General features: G+C 42.2%; 17 protein-coding genes. 5 read left to right on the top strand and 12 right to left on the bottom strand.

From position 1 onward, the window contains the following. Positions 1 to 148 precede the first annotated feature (148 nt). Together HC733_RS09650 and HC733_RS09655 are read left to right on the top strand one after the other, a co-directional pair. Positions 149 to 619, top strand: coding sequence for a HugZ family pyridoxamine 5'-phosphate oxidase (locus HC733_RS09650; RefSeq protein WP_238937512.1), 471 nt, complete (start codon positions 149 to 151; stop codon positions 617 to 619). A gap of 105 nt (positions 620 to 724) precedes the next feature. Continuing rightward, entirely contained in the window at positions 725 to 2,356 is a 1,632-nt protein-coding gene (locus tag HC733_RS09655) for a diacylglycerol kinase family protein (protein ID WP_190364833.1), read from the top strand. A 16-nt stretch (positions 2,357 to 2,372) separates the two neighbouring features. Here the strand turns inward: HC733_RS09655 and HC733_RS09660 are convergent, their stop codons facing one another. The 3 genes from HC733_RS09660 to HC733_RS09670 form a co-directional block, all read right to left on the bottom strand. Beyond that, positions 2,373 to 4,679 carry a TonB-dependent receptor plug domain-containing protein gene (locus tag HC733_RS09660; RefSeq protein ID WP_190364834.1) on the bottom strand — a complete coding sequence of 769 codons (2,307 nt, stop codon included), beginning with the start codon at positions 4,677 to 4,679 and terminating at the stop codon, positions 2,373 to 2,375. A gap of 81 nt (positions 4,680 to 4,760) precedes the next feature. After that, entirely contained in the window at positions 4,761 to 5,456 is a 696-nt protein-coding gene (locus tag HC733_RS09665) for an aspartate/glutamate racemase family protein (RefSeq protein WP_190364835.1), read from the bottom strand. Between the two features lie 8 nt (positions 5,457 to 5,464). Next, positions 5,465 to 6,121 carry a glutathione S-transferase family protein gene (locus HC733_RS09670; protein ID WP_190364836.1) on the bottom strand — a complete coding sequence of 219 codons (657 nt, stop codon included), beginning with the start codon at positions 6,119 to 6,121 and terminating at the stop codon, positions 5,465 to 5,467. Between the two features lie 112 nt (positions 6,122 to 6,233). On the opposite strand from HC733_RS09670, the gene HC733_RS09675 reads away from it, so the two are divergent. Next, the gene (locus HC733_RS09675; RefSeq protein WP_190364837.1) at positions 6,234 to 7,097 is read left to right on the top strand and encodes a LysR family transcriptional regulator; all 864 of its coding nucleotides are present in this window, start codon (positions 6,234 to 6,236) and stop codon (positions 7,095 to 7,097) included. A 38-nt stretch (positions 7,098 to 7,135) separates the two neighbouring features. Here the strand turns inward: HC733_RS09675 and HC733_RS09680 are convergent, their stop codons facing one another. Genes HC733_RS09680 through HC733_RS09690 form a run of 3 tightly spaced genes read right to left on the bottom strand, consistent with a single transcriptional unit; the run spans position 7,136 to position 10,895 of the window. Next, complete coding sequence (locus tag HC733_RS09680; RefSeq protein ID WP_190364838.1) at positions 7,136 to 7,828, bottom strand: response regulator; 693 nt, start codon at positions 7,826 to 7,828, stop codon at positions 7,136 to 7,138. Positions 7,829 to 7,841: 13 nt separating this feature from the next. After that, positions 7,842 to 9,365, bottom strand: coding sequence for an ATP-binding protein (locus HC733_RS09685; protein WP_190364839.1), 1,524 nt, complete (start codon positions 9,363 to 9,365; stop codon positions 7,842 to 7,844). A gap of 9 nt (positions 9,366 to 9,374) precedes the next feature. After that, positions 9,375 to 10,895, bottom strand: coding sequence for a cytochrome-c peroxidase (locus HC733_RS09690; protein ID WP_190364840.1), 1,521 nt, complete (start codon positions 10,893 to 10,895; stop codon positions 9,375 to 9,377). A 379-nt stretch (positions 10,896 to 11,274) separates the two neighbouring features. On the opposite strand from HC733_RS09690, the gene HC733_RS09695 reads away from it, so the two are divergent. Beyond that, entirely contained in the window at positions 11,275 to 12,171 is an 897-nt protein-coding gene (locus HC733_RS09695) for a LysR substrate-binding domain-containing protein (protein ID WP_190364841.1), read from the top strand. 28 nt (positions 12,172 to 12,199) lie between these two features. Here HC733_RS09695 and HC733_RS09700 read toward each other — a convergent pair whose 3' ends face one another. Next, positions 12,200 to 13,042, bottom strand: a complete 843-nt coding sequence (locus HC733_RS09700) for an SDR family NAD(P)-dependent oxidoreductase (RefSeq protein ID WP_190364842.1) — start codon at positions 13,040 to 13,042, stop codon at positions 12,200 to 12,202. Between the two features lie 89 nt (positions 13,043 to 13,131). On the opposite strand from HC733_RS09700, the gene HC733_RS09705 reads away from it, so the two are divergent. After that, complete coding sequence (locus tag HC733_RS09705; RefSeq protein ID WP_190364843.1) at positions 13,132 to 13,566, top strand: hypothetical protein; 435 nt, start codon at positions 13,132 to 13,134, stop codon at positions 13,564 to 13,566. Here the strand turns inward: HC733_RS09705 and HC733_RS09710 are convergent. The 5 genes from HC733_RS09710 to HC733_RS09730 form a co-directional block, all read right to left on the bottom strand. After that, positions 13,563 to 14,672 carry a GNAT family N-acetyltransferase/peptidase C39 family protein gene (locus HC733_RS09710; protein WP_190364844.1) on the bottom strand — a complete coding sequence of 370 codons (1,110 nt, stop codon included), beginning with the start codon at positions 14,670 to 14,672 and terminating at the stop codon, positions 13,563 to 13,565. The genes HC733_RS09705 and HC733_RS09710 overlap by 4 nt on opposite strands. Beyond that, the gene (locus HC733_RS09715) at positions 14,665 to 16,095 is read right to left on the bottom strand and encodes a RimK family protein (RefSeq protein WP_190364845.1); all 1,431 of its coding nucleotides are present in this window, start codon (positions 16,093 to 16,095) and stop codon (positions 14,665 to 14,667) included. Before HC733_RS09715 ends, HC733_RS09710 begins: the two co-directional genes overlap by 8 nt. Positions 16,096 to 16,257: 162 nt before the next feature. Next, the gene (locus tag HC733_RS09720; protein ID WP_190364846.1) at positions 16,258 to 16,668 is read right to left on the bottom strand and encodes a GNAT family N-acetyltransferase; all 411 of its coding nucleotides are present in this window, start codon (positions 16,666 to 16,668) and stop codon (positions 16,258 to 16,260) included. Between the two features lie 71 nt (positions 16,669 to 16,739). Beyond that, positions 16,740 to 17,996: a hybrid sensor histidine kinase/response regulator gene (locus tag HC733_RS09725; protein WP_190364847.1), complete on the bottom strand. Its 1,257-nt coding sequence runs from the start codon at positions 17,994 to 17,996 to the stop codon at positions 16,740 to 16,742. Continuing rightward, the gene (locus tag HC733_RS09730; protein WP_190364848.1) at positions 17,989 to 20,397 is read right to left on the bottom strand and encodes a response regulator; all 2,409 of its coding nucleotides are present in this window, start codon (positions 20,395 to 20,397) and stop codon (positions 17,989 to 17,991) included. The genes HC733_RS09725 and HC733_RS09730 overlap by 8 nt, the downstream gene beginning before the upstream one ends. Between the last annotated feature and the right edge of the window lie 165 nt (positions 20,398 to 20,562).

The following is a 20,562-nucleotide window of genomic DNA, read 5'->3' on the forward strand; positions in this document are numbered from 1 at the left end:
ATTAGAATAAAAACTTTAAAATTGTTTGGTATATCAAACCCCTAAACCAGTAAAAAACTACAAAAACCTTGTTAAACATGGCACAACCAAGCTAACTCAACAACTTTATGTGCTATTTTTTGTTTATAACAGCCCTGAATTGAGCTACATGATGAGCAATAAACAAGCACAGCTTATACAACAAGCAAGACAGCTAGTGGCTTGTGGAAATATGGCTGTACTATCAACATTGTCTAGCACTATGCCAGGTTATCCTTTTGGCTCAACAGTACAGTATATTTGTGACGATAATGCATACACACCTTTTTTATTTATTAGCGATTTAGCACAACATACAAAAAACCTCCGTCGACACGCCAAGTTATCACTCACCGTGTTTGATGAACATAATATCAATAGCCCTGAAATTTCTAGGCTAACTTTACTGGCCACTGCAAAACAGCTACCCAGGCCCTCTAGCCAATATCTAATTCAACAGTTCGTTGAGCGTATTCCTGAAGCTCACAATTACGCCAACCTATTAGATTTTAATATATGGCAATTGAAAATAGAGCGGGTACGTTTTATAGCAGGCTTTGGCGACATTGTTTGGTTCGAACAACCGCAGTGGTGTGCATAAAATCAGCACTATTGGGCAAAGCCAACCTAATCTGTTAGTGTGTTAATAGCAGAAGTTGAGGCTTTCTTATTATAAAAAACAACGTATTCACAGGGATATTGACCTATGAAAATGACTAGATATTACGTCTTAATGCTTATTTTGTGCTGTGGCTTAGTCTGGTTAAGTTATGGCGGTTGGTTTTTGTTTCCTGCACTTTGGTTAACTGCCTCCATTGCTTGTGTCACGTTCGCTTACGCCACCAATTACCCTAGTCTATTTAGAAAATCGGCAACTGGTGCTATCCCGCATTGGGTTAAGGTGCTCTTTTTGCCCTACTTACTCGCTACCCAACTATACAATGCGTTTATGCGCCATAATGACTCTGTCCCTGCAATTCAGGAGATCACCCCCAATTTATATCTTGCTTGTCGCTTATTTCCAACCGATGTAGAAGCGCTTGAAGCACAAGGAATAAAAGCCATTTTGGATGTCACCGCAGAGTTTGATGGCTTAAATTGGTCGGCTGAACAAGAGCATCTGTTTTATCTAAATCTACCCGTTCTAGATCATTACTCTCCCAGTGAAGCTCAGCTGCTACATGCCATAAACTGGGTTAAAGCACAGCATCAACTTGGTAACAAAGTGGTGATCCATTGTGCTCTTGGTAGAGGCCGTTCGTTCTTTATGTTATGTGCCTACTTATTAGCAACCGAGCCAACCCTTAGTGAAAGACAGGTAATTGAAAAGGTTCAATCTATTCGTAGTACCGCAAGACTCAATAAAAAGCAGCTAAAGCGCTTGCTCACACTGAGTAAGTATATTCGTGACCATCAACCCCCTGCAATTTCTTTAATCATTAATCCGGTTTCCGGTGGCGGAAAATGGCAGCAATATGCGAATCAGATACTGGGTCTACTATCGCAAAAATATTCGCTCAATTGTCATTTCACCGAAAAAGACACCGATGTGACTGAGTTAGTCAAAACTATCGCGCCAAACGAAGCACATACCTTTGTTGCTTGTGGGGGGGATGGAACAGTGGCTCAGGTAGCGGCAGCAATTAAAAACACCCAACATACATTAGCTATACTGCCGATGGGAACCGCCAATGCACTTGCGCATGTTATGTTTGGTATTACAAGTAAAGTAAATCCATTCAACCATGCCTGCAACGCATTGCTTGACTATCACACTGTGCAAATGGACACACTCTTGTGCAATGATAAAACAGCTTTGCTGGTTGTGGCGCTTGGCATAGAAGAAAAAATGATCACGCATGCTAACAGAGATCAAAAAAATCAACATGGACAACTTGCTTATATTCAGGGTTTTATGGACGCACTATTAGACAGCAAACCGCTCAATGTACAGATGCAAATAGATAATGAGGAAACACGGCAGATCACAAGCTCCAGTCTGGCCATCGCAAACGCTGCACCAATCACAACACTATTAGCACAAGGCGGTGGCACACCGGATTGGCAAGATGGCTTGTTTGATATTACACAATTAGAATATCAAAGCGATACCAGCGACAAACTGCTTAGTCTAACCGAACTACTCAATAGCTCTTTATCGAACCAGTCGAACAATATTAACGTAAAGCACCACAAGGGTAAGACGCTAGAAATTAATGCCACAGAGCCTTTTCATTACTGCATTGATGGCGAAATTGAACAAGCACAAAAACTCAACATTGAAGTATTGCCTAAGAGCTTGTCAATCATTGCACCAGCAACAATGATAAGCGGTTAATATAACTGACCAAAAGCTAAAAGCTAGCCGTGATCACCAATTCCCAATTACGGCCAACTTGTGGCATCACTGAATTATAAAACCCTTTTGTACGTAAAAGGTTACCGTCAGCATCAGTAAATGCATTACCTGAATCTGCGCTGCCAACGCCAGGATGATACACTTGGCTATCGAACACATTGTTAATTTTAAAGTGAGCACTTAACTTATCGTTTTGCCACACCACACTTAGGTTAGTTGTTAAATAATCACCAAGCTTAATACCTTCATCCCTAAGAGGGTTTCTTAAATATAAATGTCTAGCAGACAAATAATTAAATCGTGTATTTATGCTCCACTGGCGGCTCACAGGCACATTCACACCAACATTCAATTTATGCGGTGCAATATCACCAAGTGGTATACGATAATCATCACACAGAGTGTCATCTTCCTCACAAGCGGCACTACCATTCCCTATCCAACGTCCACGTTTATGATCGTAGTAGATATAGCTGGTCACATCGGTATAACTGTAGTTCAAATAGCTGCTAATCTGTGCGGCATCAAACCAGTGATTATCCGTTTCATATTTCAAGCGCCACTCTATTCCTTTCACATCTCTTTTGCCGGCATTATCCGCTTCTTCTTTTATGACATTTTTGTATTTGCTGTAATAAGTCGATAAATCACTAAACCACGCACCGCTTTGATACATCCAGATAAAAGAAAGGTCACGAACTTCTTCAGGCAGCAAATTTGGATTCGCATTTCGGCCATTCCATCCTCCATACAACTGAATCGGAGCTGGTTCTTGAAATGCTGTTGCGTAGATTAATTTTAAGGTGTTGTTTTCATCGTAATCATAAGTCGCTGCAAGTCGAGGCTTGATAAAAGTGCCATAAATCGAGTTGTTATCCCACCGAAGTGCGCCACTGAGCGACCAGGATGCTTCTTTTAATGTTGCTCGAAAGTAGGCTCCCCTGTCTGTTGTGTTGATGAGGTTTTCATCTGACATATCACCTAACCCGCCAAGCGATACGGGCATTGTTTTATCCGTCGAATAATAAACGCCTTTACCCAGACCATATGGACCCAATTCATCATCACTTTCTAATGAGCAAAATGCCGATGCCCAATAACCGCAAATTTCATAGGCTTTTGTCAGCTCTTTGCGTTCGTATTTTAAGCCAAGCGCAAAGAGTAATATATCTGAGTATTGATATTCATAATCCTGCCGAACTTTCCAAGACGAGCTTTGTGAGTTCCAATCCGAAATGGTCACATATGATAGACTTGCTCGTTCACTTTGCTCATCAGGACTGGCCTCCGCCCAATCTCCGTACCTGCGCTCTTTGCGAAAACTCACAAAGCTCTTGATACCAATGCCACTTTGTAATGTATCTTGATGCTCAAGATAATACATGGTTGTTTTTCTACTCCAAGCAGCATTAGGTTGGCCCCTGTCAAAACTAAATTGCACCCCATAGCCATTATGTGTGATCCAATGATTTAGCCCTACAGTAAAATTATCTAAACTCACCTCACTAAAAACTGCATTTTCCCTGTCTTTTGAGACGTACTGACCATATGGCACACCGTCATGTCCATGAGTCAGTACAGGCCCCCAAATTCCCTTGTCAGATAAATATTTTTCATCAACAAACCCCCAACTTGCCATATCATCAAGCTGTGGACCATCACTTTCAAATACCTTTGCAGTTAACCAATAACTCCATCGTTCATGTTTGCCTTGAACACTCATATCTATCCCTTTGGAATTGAAGTCAGCCAACTGAGCTTGCAGGGTAAAATCACTGCCATCTTTGTCTAAGTCTTTGCCTTTTTTAGTAATAATATTGACAATTCCTAGGAAAGCATTCGGACCATACACTGCGCCAGCAGGCCCAGATAGCACCTCGATACGCTCAATACCCGTCAGTGGAATTTGCCTGTTAGCAGGAAAGTCATGACTCCAAAGATGGTTATTAATTATTCCGTTAACCATGATCAAAGAGCGCTGAACGCTAGGTGTACGATAGCCACGCTGATAAAAAGTAACCCTATCAGGGCTATTAGCGATATTGATATCAAACCCTGATAAGTCAGAAAGCACTTCACTGATATTGGTATAGCCACGTTGTCGGATTTGGCTGGCAGTAACAACTTGAATAGAAGCGGGAGTATCTCGCAGTTTCTCTTCTCTATCTGACCCTGACGTAACCGACAACCCCAATAGGTCGTCTAAGGTCAACTCGAATAACTCGTCTGATGATTGAGAATAGGCAGAAAAGCTAACTACACAGCTGCACAAAACGCAGCCAAAACTAAAAAGAGCTTTCATTATAAATGTAAACCAGAGATAAAATCAGCTAGTTATAGGTATAGTGTAATCTGCCTAAATCGCAATATTTCGCACCACCAGTTACTGTGAATTTATGGCATAGTTTACAACCGCTTGGGCATGCAAATACGTTGTATCGAATAGTGGTAAAACACAATCTTGCTGTGCAATAAGCAAACCTATCTCAGTACATCCAAGTATGACCCCTCGCGCTCCACGCTGCGCTAAGGTGTTGATAACTTCTATATACTTCGCTTTTGAACTTGGGACTATCTTACCCAAACATAACTCTTGGTAAATAATGCTATCAACCGCCTTTTGCTCTATCTCACTAGGTACAATTACCGACAACCCATGGCTTTGCAGACGCTCAATATAAAACGACTCTTGCATAGTAAAGCGCGTACCTAGCAGTGCTGCACATCCAATACCCTGTGCTTTTAACGCGTTAGCAACCACATCTGCAACATGTAACACAGGCAATGATGTATGCTGCGTGATCTGCTCAACTACCTTATGCATTGTATTGGTACAAATGACAATGCACTGAGCGCCTGCAAGTTCAAGCCCGTGTGCAGCTTCTCCTAAAATTTGACCGCACTGGTGCCAATCACCAGCGCGCTGCAAGACTTCAATATCTGCAAAATTGACACTGTGAAGTATAAGTTTTGCTGAGTTAAGCCCACCAAGTTGCGCTTTGACCGCTTCGTTGATCAAACGATAATAACTGAGTGTTGACTCCCAACTCATTCCGCCAAGTAGCCCAATGGTTTTCATATTTGCTCCTAAACGATTTCTTCGCCGGCTTCATCAATAGCAACGATATCTTGCTCAAGTAACGCTGCATCTATCCACCTTTTCAGTGCAGGGCAACTGAGAACCTTGTCCATGTAAATCTTGGCCTGTGGGTTTAACTCGATGCCATAGGTTTTGAATCTTAATACAACAGGAGCGAACATCGCATCAGCTATCGACCACTGACCAAATAACCATCCGCCATTGTCAGCGAATTGCGCCATTTGCTCAGTCCAAATTTGTTCAATACGTGCAATATCCTTTTTACATGCCTGTGAAATAGTTAAACGACGTTTAGCGCGAATATTCATTGGCATTTCGTTGCGTAAAGCACTAAAGCCGGAATGCATTTCACATGCTATCGCACGCGCTTTAGCCTTTGCTGAAACATCCTCCGGCCAAGCCTTTGCTGATAAATAAACATCATTGATGTATTCACAAATTGCGAGTGAATCCCACACATGGATATTTTGGTCAACCAAAGTAGGTACTTTCAAGCTGGGCGTAATGCCTTTTAAGCGTTCGTAGAAGGCTGCCGTGTCGAGTGGTAATTTAATTTCCTCAAATGGAATATCATTTTTTTCAAGTATTAACCATGCTCTTAACGACCATGTTGAATAGTTTTTGTTGCCTATATATAACTGCATTTTAATGTTCCTTGATAACTAATGTTCACTTATTAAAACGGATAATATCGGCCATGACTAACGGATAATTTTGATATAACCTATCAGCATTACTGATAGGTTTGGACGCAAAATGGATATCGATGCATTGAGAAGCTTTTTGGCATTTGTTGAAACGGGTAGTTTTACCCGCGCAGCAAAACAAGTGAGTCGTACTCAATCCGCCATCAGCATGCAGATGAAAAAACTAGAGCAAGACTTAGGCAAGTCTTTATTTATAAAACAAGGCAGAACGCTAAACTTATCTTTGGATGGGCAAATTTTTGCACGTTACGCTAAGCAATTAGTGCAACTTCATGATGACACCTTGCAACAAATGAATGCCGCCAAGCCAAGTACGCTATTGCGATTAGGTTGCCCTGATGATTACGCAGAATCCGTGTTACCAATATTAGTTACTCTGCTGCACCAACATTGGCCAAACCTTGATTTACAAATAACCTGTACGCCTAGCAATCGCGTTAAAATTATGATTGATAGTGGTCATCTTGATTTGGCCATCATTACTCGTTCTTCAGACTCAGAGGAAGGTTATTTGCTCGAATCAACGCCCGGTGTTTGGGTTCATCACCCGGATAAACACGCTGCCCAACACACCCCGCTCCCCATCGCTATTTTTCAGCGGGATTGCCGCTTTCATCAAGCAGCCATTGAAGGATTGCATAAACAAAATCGTGCTTACAAAATTGTCGCCTGCAGCGGTAGCGCAAGTGCACTTAGGGGAATTGTAAGAAGTGGTTTAGCAGTTAGTGCTATGGGTAAACTCAGTATTGGTGATTTGACGATATTAGATGATAAATCTTTACCAAGCCTACCCGTGGCGGATGTGGTTTTAGTGCGCTCTAATAGTCAGCAAAACCCAGCATCGGACAATTTTTGTTCAAATTTGGCGCAGCAATACGCCGTACAAACACAGTGTATCGACATCGCTAGTTGACAGTACACATGCCGCTGCGAAACAACGGCATATTTTGTTTAGCTCGTTTGCGCTTCAAACTTATAACCCGCACCATAAATTGAATGAATAAACTCATGTTCAGGCGCAATACCGTGTAACTTTTTGCGGATTTTTTTAATGTGACTGTCGATGGTTCTGTCGCTAACAATGTGACTGTCGTCATAAATATGGTCCATCAGCGCATCTCTACTATAGATCCGCCCAGGATGACCATACATGGCCTTTAGCAGCATAAATTCAACATGCGTTAAAGACACTCTGGCGCTTAAGAATGACGCAAATAAAGTTTCTTCATCGAGTTTTAGCTTGCTTTCAACATCCGTTACCTGGCCATGCTCATTCAACGCCACACGTCGTAAAATAGCTTTAACTCGGGCAACCACTTCTTTTGGGCTGTAGGGTTTACAAATATAATCGTCGGCACCAATTTCTAGACCAAGTAATCTATCAACCTCTTCTACCTTGGCGGTGATCATCACGATTGGTACATTTGAGTAAGCTCGGATCCGCCTACAAATTTCAATGCCATCTACGTTTGGCAGCATTAAATCGAGTAAGATCAGCGCTGGCTGCTGGCTTTTAAAAGCAGGCTCCGCGTCGGCGCCATCTAGTACAATATGTGAGGTATATTCGGCTTGTGCCAAATACTTACTTAAAATATCGGCAAGTTTTGGCTCATCTTCTACGATAAGAATATGTTTGTTTGACACACAGGCTGTCCATTTAATGTCTCAGTTCAATCATAATAGCGACACCGCCCAGTTCACTCAAGCGCGCTTTTATATCTCCATTGTGTGCCTGTACAATACTTTGACATATCGCTAAGCCTAAACCTGACCCTCCAGCGGCTCTGCTTCGCGCCCCTTCAACCCGATAAAGCCTGTCAAATAGCTTCTCTAGCTGACTCTGTGGCACGCTAGGTGCGCTGTCTTGCCAGCAAATGCTAGTAACACCATCTTGCTGCAACACCTTAACGTCCAACGTACCAGGTTGTTGTTCTGATGAGTCGGTGTAACGCAAAGTATTTTGTAATAAATTATCAAATAACTGCCCTAAACGTTGCTCATCACATTCAATCTCAAGGTGTTCGTTACACTGTAACGAAAAAGCGAGGTGTTTGGCATCGATAAGGTGTCGGCTTTTAGCAAAGGTGCGAGACAGTAAGTCATATAAATTATGCTGGGCCATATTGTAAGTTAGTGCTCCCTTATCGGATAACGACAGTTGATGTAAATCATCTACTAGACGAGTTAAGCGCTGAATTTCTTCATTTAATGACATTAACTGCTCGGTTTCTGTTGGGATAACACCATCAATCATTCCTTCTATCTCAGCACGGATCACCGCAATTGGTGTGCGTAGTTCATGCGAGATATCGGCAATCCATTGTTGCCGCGCACTTTGGTTTTGTGCCAAGGTATCTGCTAGGCGATTCATATCCCGAGCAAGTAGCCCCAATTCATCCTTACTATGAATATCAACTTGCGCGTCATAGTTACCTTGTGCCAACACCTTGGCATTTTTTCTAAGTAGAACAATTGGTTTTACTAAGTATTTACTAAACGGAACTGCCAATATCACCGTCACTAATAGCGCAATAAGAGCAATTAAAATAAACTGCTGCTGTTGCTGTTTAGCAAAAAGCGTATCAAATTCGTTTCTGATCAGGCCACTGCCTTCAACACCAAGAAATGCAATCACGTGTTGCTGTTTAGGCTCAGGCAAATGGTCAGTTTTATAAACGGGGAACCAAAAGGTATTTTTAGTGTTTTGCGCGTTACCCATTAACAGCTTACCGTGTGCATCTTTGAGCAAAATCCGCCTATTTTCACCTCTTCTTGGTGGTGGGGGTCTTCTATCTCTTGGCGGTCGAGCTTCGTCTTCAGCGCGTCTCCTTTGAGGACGATGTCTGGGCTCATCATCTGATCTTTGTTCGTAGCGACGAGGCGGCGGACGTGACTCTACACGTCTGCGCGGTGCGCCATCGTTGGTAATACCATAATATAAGCGAACCACTCCCTCCCATTCGTCAGAGCCTTTATATACCCAATCAAGTGATTGGTGTTGCTCATAAGTTTGGGCTACTTTTGCTATTACATCTTGTAACTGCACACGAGAAGTATTTTCTATGTACTGAGAAAAGCTCTTCTCAAATGCCAATTTATTTGCAAGATAGATGGCCAGTACCAAAGCGGTATTGGCCAATAAAATAATAAGCAATAGTTTGACGCGAATGGTCATTTTCATAATATTTGGCTATCCACCTACTGGTCGTGGCGTACGAAGGCGCAAGTTGTCTGGATCTGGCATTCTGCGATTGGGTACCCATCTTCTAATACATTCTTGATCTTTAGCACAACGGTCAGTGAGCGCATGTAAAAAGGCGACTAAATCCTGCTGTTGCCCTGCATCTAAGTTTGCGGCAACAAAAGGCGACTGACGTAATAACTGCAGAGCTACTTCACTGTTTTGACGTGCATTTAGGTTAAGTGTCTCACACTGAGCGCTGGTGGCAAACTGCTTTAAGCCACATGCACCACCGCGTTGAAAAAACTGCTCAACCGCTTGCTCAGGGTTAGAATAATGACTAACCACCTGCTCCAAGCTTTCGTAGGCACCTGCATGGCTGTATGGCGCAGTTAATGCCACATTTAACAAACTTGGGACACGAAACGCAAATTGATTTCGCGCTTGTGGGTCAATCGCTGCACGCCCGATATCTGCATGTGTTTCATCTTTACCAATACCATACTGTGGAAACGCTAAATTAAAAAAGCCATCATTAGTGAAACGCTCTCCACTGTGGCAGTTGACACAGCCCGCTCCGCCATCAGCAATTTGTGTGAAGAACAGCTTTGCGCCGTTTTTTTGCTGCTCGCTCAGCGCACTCAAGTCACCGCGTACATAACGATGCCAATCTGTGTTGATCATGACAAAAGAAGCCTGATATTGTCCCAGTGCAAACGCTATGTTATCAAAAGTTACAAGCGATGCGGCATCAGCTTGTGAATCAAACGCTTCGCGAAACACTTGTAGCCAATCATTGGTTGCAAGTGACCCTTGCTGTGTACCGTAATCACCGATACGCTCTGCAAGGTGTGTTCTGAGCGCGTCGTTTGTCGTTACCTCAGGGAATGCCTCGCCACGCATTTCTTCTTTTGAAGTAACGGGAAAACGTGCCAAAGTACTCACTAAAGTGTCACCAGCTTTATCATCAGGCACACCAAAGCCCGAGTCAGGCGTACTAATAAAGCTTGTTTCATTACCTTGCTCATCGGTTACCGTGACACGTTCTACACGCCCATCCCAAAATAATGAGTTAGTTGCAAAGCCGGTATTAAAAATAGTCGGCGAATTGCGAGGTATGTTGATCTCATCATTGATGGCTCTGCGATTTGGGCCAACGACGTTTTCTTCCACCGCATTGGTGCCTATGGGCAACGATAGACCATCCGCGCCGCCCAAACGTGGGTCATGGCAGCTTGCACAAGCGACGGATTTTTCCCCCCCGAGTGCTTTGGTAAAAAACAGCTGCATACCCAAACGAGCGATGGGATCAGAAATTTTAGGTAACTGCCTGGCACCCGCTACGCGACCAGTCAAACCATGTTGCGAAATCAAAGTGCTAAGCTCTTGGTCAAGTGCTGTAGCAGGTTGTTCTTGTGGTGGCTGACGTGGTGGCGGCGGCGTTCTTGGTTTTGCTTGCAATGTTGCTACATGAATTGTACTTAGCACAGCAACTAACATTGCAGCGTGCTTGAGAGGTGCTTTGTTCATAGTCACTCCAAACCAATTGTGTTTTGAAGTTTAACAATGGCAAGCAAAAGTGCAGCAAATGTGAAAGCAATCGCTTATTTTAAAAAACTGCACATTTTGAATTTAGACACTCTGACAGTGATTAAATAAGAGCTTATAATCATTTTAATTTTACAACGCCAGATAGCTGTAATTTATCTCCCATAAGACTAATCAATCTCATTACTTTCAAAGACAAAACCGACTGTTTAATATTGTTTAATTCACTGCTTTTATTAGCTTTGCCAATTATTGCATTACCCATAACTGTATTTCCATTCAATCCTAAGTTGTGCCATTATTGATAAAAACCGAGCAAGACTCGAACGATGATTTCTAACACAAAACATAAGCTGAACTAATGTATAAAGAACTCAATCACTTTACCGCTTTACGTTATGTGGAAGCTGCTGCACGTCACCACAGCTATAGTTTGGCAGCCCAAGAGCTATTCGTAACTCAAGCGGCAGTCAGCCAACAGATACGATTGTTAGAATCCCACCTAGGCTGTAAGCTTTTTTATCGCCAAGGCAGAGGTATGAAGCCCACCATCCAAGGCGAGCGCTTAGCTAAGTCGCTATCTGATAGCTTTGAGGAAATTGCACAAAGTGTGCGTAAAGTTACCTGCGAACCACTCTCTGGCACACTCACAGTGACTACCACACAGTCGTTTGCTTCGATGATTTTGATTCCAAACATGTGGCGCTTTTCTGAGGCGTATCCCGACATAGCGATCAGAGTGCTGGTTTCTCCCAATGTTGAAGATATCAAACATGGTGATGTTGATGTGGCGATTAGATATGGCTACACGCACTTTCCTGACTTAGAGCAAGAGGTGGTCTTAGAAGACCAACTGGTTCCGCTGTGTTCTCCTGCATTTGCAAAAAAAGCAAACCTTCATAACATTGAAAACATGTCGCACTGCCAATTGGTTTACTATTCATATAACGATTATTGGCAAAACTGGTTCAACGCAGCAGGTATTGAGCGCGGTGATAATCGCAGTCAGTGGTTGGAAGTAACTAACATGGACTTTGCACTCGGTGCCGTTTTGACTGGGCACGGCATCTTCTTAGGCTCAGCAGTGCAAGCTAAGCATTATTTACAACAAGGCATGTTGGTGCAACCATTTGATATTAGCTGTGGACCAGGCGTGCGTTATAGCTTCTTACACAATCCAAATTCTCCACGTGCAGCGAGAATTAAGGTGTTTAAAAAGTGGTTACTGTCGCAGTTAAATAACCTCAACTTAGGATAAGTTAATTTGCGCAATAACGCTATTTTACTCACTCATCTTGGTTATTGGTGCGACGATATTTTTCCTTGTTCTTTGCGCCAATTCGATAAAGCAACCCTCTAACGGCGCGGCGAAAGCTCGGAAATAAATAGCTAAAGGTTGCCAATTTACCACTGGCACTTGGCATGGCAATTTCGGTTCTAGTTGACTGGCTAAGCAACACAATTGCATCAGCTACTTGCTCTGCGCTGCTCATTGGCTGCGAATAAACAATGTCTTCAACTTGATCTATTTCATCCATAATGAAACCCGTATCAATAGGCCCAGGTGACACAACCGCAACATTTATTTTGCTCGTTGCCAGTTCATCATGGAGCGCATAAGTAAAGGCTCTCAAACCAGACTTAGTACCGCTATAAGTCGCAGCCCCTTGCAAAGGTGTTAACCCCGCTAAGGAGCCAACCATTACAATGGCATTGTGCTCTGTACTGGGCATATGCTTTATAGCCAAAGCGCTCAGTACCATTGGCGCCCTCATATTCACATCCACCATGGCTGCAACATGCTGCGCCGACAATTTACTAAAATCACCTCGATAGTGCAGCCCAACATTATTGACCAACACGTTAATAGAGCCAAATTGCTCAACAGCTTGAGCGACGATTCGCTCGCAATCACTTAATGACGCTACATCAGCTTGGATCAACAAAACTTGGCATTGCGCGTAACGAGCCAACTGCGATTGCATATTCTCAAGCGGTGCCAAGTTTCTCGCCACCAGCACTAAATTCACACCATCTGGATAAGCGTTGGCATAGGCATGAGCAGATGCAGCCCCAACCCCCTTTGATGCGCCAGTTATGATGATTGTTGGGTTGATCTTTTGCACCATTGTATTTGCTCTATGTTGGTCTTAGTATGTGTAAACAACACTATAAATGGTGTTGTTCAATATACTCAACTAAAAAGGACTATTTAACCATGCCAAAGGTTGTTAAAGGCTTATTATTGTTCTGTGCACTAATGACGGTAATTACCGCGATAGCACACAGCAGCTGTCTTGTTTTAGGAGAGCAATGCTTCAAAGCACAGCTTGCACCACAGTTTATTATTGATTCAGCCAATGCAGGCACTTTGCTTGCGCCTCTAACAACGCTTTTTTTGAGTACTTTATTCTTAGTTTGCGGCGCCTATGCATTGGCTGCAATAGGATTCATTCGCTCGCTTCCCCTGCAGCGACTCGCGCTAGCGATGTTGGCTATACTGTGTTTACTCAGGGGTATGGCAGCCATTCCCCTAAGTATTATATTTTGGCAGCAAACCAGCGTGTTTTCGATTATCGCCAGCACCATCTGGTTTGTATGTGGTTGTGGGTACGCTTTAGGCTGGCGCTATAGTAAACATGCCGCCCCTTAAGATAACTTTTCAATCGCAATGGCGGCACGCAAGCGGTTTTTACCAAATGTTGCCATTTTAGAAAACTCTTCTAGGCCAATAGGCACATGTTGACAGTCTATCGCCTGCTGCGAGGCATCCAAGTCTGGATCATGTACATACACACAATGCTCATCAATGGCCGTCACACATACCCAGTGCGGCGCTTTTTTACCATCAAGACGATAGGTGCTAATAAGCATTAATACGCCACATCCTGCCTTGAGCAGCTCATACAATTGATCTAACTCAAGTGGTTTTTCATGCAGCGCACATCGCAATTTATGTGCTTGGAGAATAAACTCATCGTGCACAGTGCACATTACTTGCTTTTTCTCTTCGCTTCTCACGCCATCCAAAAAAAGTGCGCTAAGCTGCGTTAAAAAGACCTGAGCTTTAAAGCCACGCTTGATGGCCGATAAAGCAAGCCCAACGGGGTGGCAACCACCATGTCCGCTAGTCATAAAAATCGTAGTCGCTTCTCGCCAAATAGCTAACTCATCAACTTGTTTAAGCACAGTTCTGGAATCTAGGCTGTGCATTGCCATCAACAATGCAGCTGGGCCACAGGTAAATTCGGTAGTTTGCTTGTACCAAGGCACATGTAAACGAATGCCCTTACCATCATAGCGTGCAACGCGTTTTTGCATGCGTAATGCTTCACTACCATCACCATAATAATCACTATAGGCACCAAATACTTGGTAGCCTAAGCTCTTGTACAGCGAGATAGCAGCATGATTAAGTGCTGAAACCTCTAAACGAAGATAGGCTCGCCCTTTGCGCTGGGTCAGTTGTTCTAATTCACTTAACAGCAACTGCGCAATGCCCTGACCTCGATATGCAGGCAACACAGCCAAAGAATACAATCGAGCTAGCCGTGTTCCTTTCAAACACCAAACTAAACCATAACCCACAATTGCGTCGTAGCTGGTTGCAACCAAAAATAAAGCATGTTTCGCCCCCAACCAATGCCGTAAGCTGCGTTTACTCAAACGGTCGCTACTAAAACATGCTTGCTCAATTTTTGACAACTGCGCTAAATCCTCTGGCTGAGCTAAGCGCAAACCAATGGTGTTGTTATTCATCTTTGCCTCTGGCTTCGAGGCGTCTTACAAACTCAGCCATAATTAGCATGTATAGTTCGTTACCTAAATAAGCATCTTCAACTTTATGATCGATACTCGGATTATCATTTACTTCAATTACATAGGCTTTGCCATTAAGTTCTTTGATGTCAACGCCATAAAGACCATTGCCAATGATTTTACAAGCCTTTAGCGCTGCGGATAACACCGCCCTTGGTACTTCAAATGTCGGTAGTGTTTCAAAGCCACCAGAATTAAAACGCTTGGAGTTATGGTTGTAAATTTGCCAATGGTTTCTGGCCATATGATAACGACACGCATAAATCGCTCTGCCATTAAGCACCCCAATTCGCCAGTCAAAATCGGTATAAAGATATTCTTGTACCAATACCAATGCACTCTCTGCCAGCAATTCTTCTAAATGCGCCAACAACTCATTTCTATCAGCTACCTTATAGACACCTCGAGAAAATGACCCTTCTGGCATTTTTAGCACCATAGGGTAACTAAACAACGACTCTAAAAAGCTTAAAGTATGCTCTGACGCATCACTGACTACATGGGTTTTTAACGTTGGCACCTTCGAATAACTAAATGCATCATGCAAATACACTTTATTGCAGCAACGAAGAATAGATGTTGCGTCGTCAATAACCACCACACCTTCCCCTTCAGCTTTGCTCGCTAAGCGATATGTCTGATGGTCGATGGCGGTGGTTTGACGTATAAACAAAGCATCATATTGGTTGATGTCTTCAAGCGTATTGATGGTTTTTACTAGCGCATGGATCCCATTTTTGCGTGCAGCTTTAACAAACTTTGCAATTGCGTCATCATCACTTGGCGGTGATGGCTCTTGTGGGTCAACTAAAATGGCCATTTCCCAACGAGCGTGATGCTGTTTGGAGCCAAATCGCCAAGTTGACTCACCCAGTTTAGTTACTACATTGAGAAACTGCGCTTTTTGCGCATCATCTAACTGTGCAATTGAGCCTTGCTCCACCATCAAACGATTTTCATTAACAGCACGCACACGCAGCAGTGGTGCCGCAAAACGTTTGTATAAAGTAGTAGCCAATGAGTTCAAAGCTGCTACTTCAGTTTGACCAAAGAACAACCATTGAGGCTGTTGCTCCAATGCCTTACGTTGAGCACTACTTAAGTTAAGTTCAATATGTTCGGTTCGTAATGCATTAATGGTTTTCACTGTGGGCAAAACCACGTGCTTTCGAGCTTCAGCCAATAATGAACAATAGTAGCCTTTACTCAGATACTGGCCGGTATCACACAAATTGATAATACGGGTTTTTGGCTCATCGCGTTTTGGATAATCTTTCAAGTATTGCTCAAAACTCAGTACGTTGGCTAAACCAAACTCAGCTGCGGTTTTTTCCGACTCAACCACAATCAAAGTTTTTAACATGGAAATTCCTATTCATAAAAGGTCATTAATCACTATAAAAATACATTTTGTATCTGTATAGCGGCTTTGTGCTCTCAAGCATGGAGCGATTTATAATGCGAAAGTATCTCACTGACTAGCAAGTTATTTTTATCTATACGATGAGAGATTTACACAAACGAACTAAATGAATTTACACATTCCTAAACCCAAGGGTTCACCAGTTCGAACTACATAATCATACTGCTCGTAAAACGCCTCTTTACCTTTTGCCGATAGCAAAGCAACTGTAGCACCAGCTTTCGCATTTTTAGCAACAAACCTTTCTATCTCATACATCACGGCATGACCAAGTCCTTCACCTTGGTAATTAGGCGCAACAACTACATCTTGAATGTAATAGAATAAACCTCCATCACCGACCACTCTGCCCATAGCAATAAGTACATCTTGATGACGAATTGTGACATGAAATAAAGAATTATTTAGGCTTGTTTGCGCCAAAATTTCATCGGTTTCACCCCAACCGACTCTTTTCCTAAGAAGAGCAAACTCTCTCACCGTTGGTGCCTTGTTGCTAATTTGATAAGCCATGTAGTTCAATCTCTAACGCTTGATGATGTCATTCTTAACTTTATACTTTAAAGAATAGATTTCACCAATTTTCATGTTGAGCTAGTGTTTTCAGAAGTCGTACTGATATGTTTAGGTAAAGTAATACAAAATTCAGTACCCTTACCTAGTTGACTAAACACCTCAACACTGCCTTGTAAGCTATTTTCTACTAGGTTTTTTACTATGTACAAACCAAGCCCACTACCACCAGCACCTATGCGCGTGGAGTAATATTTATCAAATATCTTATCTAATTTTTCTCCATCAATGCCTTTGCCGTCATCTGAGACTTTCAAAATAACGTTATCATCTTGTGGAGTTGCTTCAATGTTAATGTTGCCACTGCGATTATCTTCAAAGGCATGAATAAGGGCATTATTGATTAAATTAATAAGAACCTGTGATAACGCGCCCGCATCGGAAGTGATTTGCAATGGATCAGGACAGCTAATATTGACGCTATGTGGTGAGCGTTTTAGCTTAGGTTGTAACACTCTTTGAATATCATACAAATAATCAGCTAAATTACACTCAGTAACTGCGCCGCTAAACTCGCCCACAACAATATGCTTAAAGCTATTGACCAAATTCATCGCATTATTGAGATTAGACAAAATAATATCGTAGCTTTGCGCTGCATTATCAATAAAACTCTGTAACTCACTTTTTGCTAATGTTTGCTGCTGTATATGTTGGTTTATTTGCTTTTGTTTATCGTCAAGGTGACTGATAGCGGTGCTAATAACACTCAGTGGGGTGCCAAGTTCATGGGTTAGCTCTCCCACCATTTCACCAATATGGCTAAATTGCTGGGAGGTTTCTAGCTGTTGCTCTTTTAATTTCGATAGCTTTTCTAGTTCAATGGTTTTATCACGCAATGTTCCTATCAGTTCATCTCGCAAGTTTATCAACGCTTGTAACTGTAAATGAGTAGAAACCCTCGCTAACAGCTCTTCTTGGCGAATTGGCTTAGTTACATAATCAACTGCCCCTACGCTAAATGCCTCAACGATGTCACTAAGCTCAGCTTTACCAGTAACAAATATCACGGGCACATCTTTAACTTTATCAAGAGATTTTAAACGGCGACACGTTTCAAAACCGTCAATACCAGGCATCATGACATCAAGTAGAATTAAGTGAGGCAAAAAGATAGTAGCAATATTAATCGCTTCTTTCCCTGAGGTTGCAAACGCAACTTCATATCCCTCAGCCTCTAAAAAACTGGTGAGTAGCTCTAAGTTCTCTGCTTTATCATCAACTATCAAAATCCTGCAATTATTGAGTGATACCAGATCATCATTCATCTTGCACCTCATCTAGCGCAGCTATAAAGCCAGCCATATCAAACTTACTTATAAACTTAGCCAAATATTGTGCAAGTTGCTTATTGTTTGGCTGCTCTTGCTCTATTTTTTGCAAAATTTGCTTTATTTTTGAGGTGCCATTAATTTGCGCTGATAACTTTAGTTGCTCTAGCAACTCATGGGGCAGTGAAAAATTCGATAAATCAATACTGCTGACTTCATTGTTCTCAGACTCGTCCTGTTGAAGCTCTTCGCTTTCAAAATGTTCAGGAAAGAAAGACATCAACGAATCAAATATTTGCCCAATGGTATAAGGCTTACCAATAAATTGATCAAAACCAATGCTCAGATAATGCTGCACTTCATGATGCAAACTAAAAGCAGAAATAGCGACGCATTTTAATTGCTTAAGATCCAACTCTCCGCGGATGATCTGTACTGCTTCATCACCACGCATTACAGGCATAAGCAAGTCCAAAAACACAATATCGAATTTTTTTAGCTTGATTTTATCGATAGCCTGCTGCCCATCCTCAGCATAATCAACACTAATGCCGCATGACTCTAAAGTTTGGCCTAATATCTCTCGGTTATAAGCAACATCATCCACACATAAGGCGTGTAGAGTTTTACCTCGGCGAAGAGTAAGTTGGGTGTGTTCAGTGTGCTTCGACTGTGCAAAATCTTTATCAGCCTCGGGTAGCACAAGACTGAAGGAAAAGCGACTTCCTTGGCCTGGTGTAGAATCTACCTCAAGCTTGCCTCCCATCATTTCAACTTGCTTACTAGAAATGCACAAACCCAAACCGGTGCCACCTTTTTCCAGCCCTGCACTCCCCTGCGTAAAGCTGCTGAACAGGCTCTGCAATTCCTCTTGTGAGATCCCAGGCCCAGTATCGCGCACTTCAAAACGATAGGTGTTTTCATCTACAAGAGAGTGACTCAGAGAGACTTCACCACGGTCAGTAAATTTAACGGCATTACCCAACAAGTTGATTAAAACTTGCCTTATCTTACCCTGATCACCATGTACGCCAATTTTGCCACCAACATTATTGTGTAAACGCCAAGACAACTGTTTTTGCTCACATTTTAGTTTGAACATGCTACCTAAGTCTTCAAGTAAACTACTCAACTCAAAGTCAGTTAAATTCAACTTACTTGAACCCGCCTCAATTTTAGAAATATCGAGGACATCGTTAATAATATCGAGTAAGTGATTACCAGCACGCACGATTTTGTTCATGGTTTGTTTATGGCTTTGAGAGAGATCTTTGGCGCGCTCCATTAATTGAGCAAATCCTAATATTGCATTTAGGGGCGTGCGAATTTCATGGCTCATATTAGACAAAAACATACTTTTGGCTAAATTCGCTTGTTCAGCGCGCTCTCTTGCAGCATTGAGTTCAGCAGTACGCTCTGTCACTTGACTCTCTAACTCAATGTTGTTTTCGCTTAACTTGGCTTGCAGCTGGCTATTTCGCCATGCAATTTCGATATTTTGCCCTAGATTTAACAACAGTAATTCTTCTTGTTCATCGATGTGATTAACATATTGCGCTATGGCAAATAGTGGCACACCCGTTGGCCGCTCTCCGATATATAAAATGGCAAAGTTATCCATGACTGCACTATGGAAAAATCGTGCATCATACTTACCTATAAAGGATTCCACTAATGTGCGGGGGATCTCAAGCTCGGTGCTCTCAGGTAAACTCACCTCAAATTGCAAAGACTCTAAATTTAGTTCTGCAATAAATGAAGCGACTGGCGTGGGTTCAAACTGCTGACAAAGAGGTAATGTTTCAGCTAAAGATTGTAATGCTCTTATTTCAAACTCCACCAGCTCAGACTCGCTAAGCAAAGAGTTAGTACATTTGATTATTTTATCTAGTCCAAGCTGCACACACTCCATTTTTTCTAAATGTTGATAAGTGCGCAGCGCCACTAATACAGCCGCTTTTAATTTGCTGCTAGTAAGCTCGGTTTTCGTTTTATAATCATTGACATCATAATCTCTTGTGATCTCCGACTCAGGAGCCATACCCGGTTGTCCAGTGCGCAATATAATGCGAACTTTACTATTTAGCTCAACCTCTCGCACATATTTTGCAAAGTCTAACCCTGCTTCAGCCGTTTCCATCACAACATCTAGCAAGATCAGCGCAACATCTTTGTGCTCAGTTATCACTTCCCTTGCTTGTTCACCACTGTGTGCATGCAAAAATGTGACACCTCTTTCATCAAATTGCATTTGCGCAAGCACTAGCTTAGATATCTGATGAATGTCTTCCTCATCATCTACTATTAGAATTTTCCAAGGGGGTTTTACTATAAGTTGTTCAGGTTCATCTTCCGAGCTAAATAAGATTGAATCATCGTCAAACATAGGACTTCTCATTTTGTGATCCAAGCTTTAAGTGTAGTGAAAAATTCAAAAAACTAGATACCTAATTTACGATCATCCTCATATTTTTTAGCCAATTAGCTAATCAGTCTTATTTTTAAAAGAAAAATAGTGCCGAAAAATGCTAGTAGGTGCTTAATAAACGTTTTTTCAGCAGTA

The organism is Pseudoalteromonas sp. S16_S37, assembly GCF_014694405.1.
Taxonomy (GTDB): domain Bacteria; phylum Pseudomonadota; class Gammaproteobacteria; order Enterobacterales; family Alteromonadaceae; genus Pseudoalteromonas.

Excerpts from the sequence above, each read along its gene's own strand:
- HC733_RS09650 (WP_238937512.1), top strand. The coding sequence starts at position 149 with ATGATGAGCAATAAACAAGCACAGCTTATACAACAAGCAAGACAGCTA.
- HC733_RS09655 (WP_190364833.1), top strand. The coding sequence starts at position 725 with ATGAAAATGACTAGATATTACGTCTTAATGCTTATTTTGTGCTGTGGC.
- HC733_RS09700 (WP_190364842.1), bottom strand. The coding sequence starts at position 13,042 with ATGGTGCAAAAGATCAACCCAACAATCATCATAACTGGCGCATCAAAG.
- HC733_RS09725 (WP_190364847.1), bottom strand. The coding sequence starts at position 17,996 with ATGAATGATGATCTGGTATCACTCAATAATTGCAGGATTTTGATAGTT.
- HC733_RS09670 (WP_190364836.1), bottom strand. The coding sequence starts at position 6,121 with ATGCAGTTATATATAGGCAACAAAAACTATTCAACATGGTCGTTAAGA.
- HC733_RS09690 (WP_190364840.1), bottom strand. The coding sequence starts at position 10,895 with ATGAACAAAGCACCTCTCAAGCACGCTGCAATGTTAGTTGCTGTGCTA.
- HC733_RS09705 (WP_190364843.1), top strand. The coding sequence starts at position 13,132 with ATGCCAAAGGTTGTTAAAGGCTTATTATTGTTCTGTGCACTAATGACG.
- HC733_RS09730 (WP_190364848.1), bottom strand. The coding sequence starts at position 20,397 with ATGAGAAGTCCTATGTTTGACGATGATTCAATCTTATTTAGCTCGGAA.
- HC733_RS09710 (WP_190364844.1), bottom strand. The coding sequence starts at position 14,672 with ATGAATAACAACACCATTGGTTTGCGCTTAGCTCAGCCAGAGGATTTA.
- HC733_RS09665 (WP_190364835.1), bottom strand. The coding sequence starts at position 5,456 with ATGAAAACCATTGGGCTACTTGGCGGAATGAGTTGGGAGTCAACACTC.
- HC733_RS09660 (WP_190364834.1), bottom strand. The coding sequence starts at position 4,679 with ATGAAAGCTCTTTTTAGTTTTGGCTGCGTTTTGTGCAGCTGTGTAGTT.
- HC733_RS09675 (WP_190364837.1), top strand. The coding sequence starts at position 6,234 with ATGGATATCGATGCATTGAGAAGCTTTTTGGCATTTGTTGAAACGGGT.
- HC733_RS09720 (WP_190364846.1), bottom strand. The coding sequence starts at position 16,668 with ATGGCTTATCAAATTAGCAACAAGGCACCAACGGTGAGAGAGTTTGCT.
- HC733_RS09695 (WP_190364841.1), top strand. The coding sequence starts at position 11,275 with ATGTATAAAGAACTCAATCACTTTACCGCTTTACGTTATGTGGAAGCT.
- HC733_RS09685 (WP_190364839.1), bottom strand. The coding sequence starts at position 9,365 with ATGAAAATGACCATTCGCGTCAAACTATTGCTTATTATTTTATTGGCC.
- HC733_RS09715 (WP_190364845.1), bottom strand. The coding sequence starts at position 16,095 with ATGTTAAAAACTTTGATTGTGGTTGAGTCGGAAAAAACCGCAGCTGAG.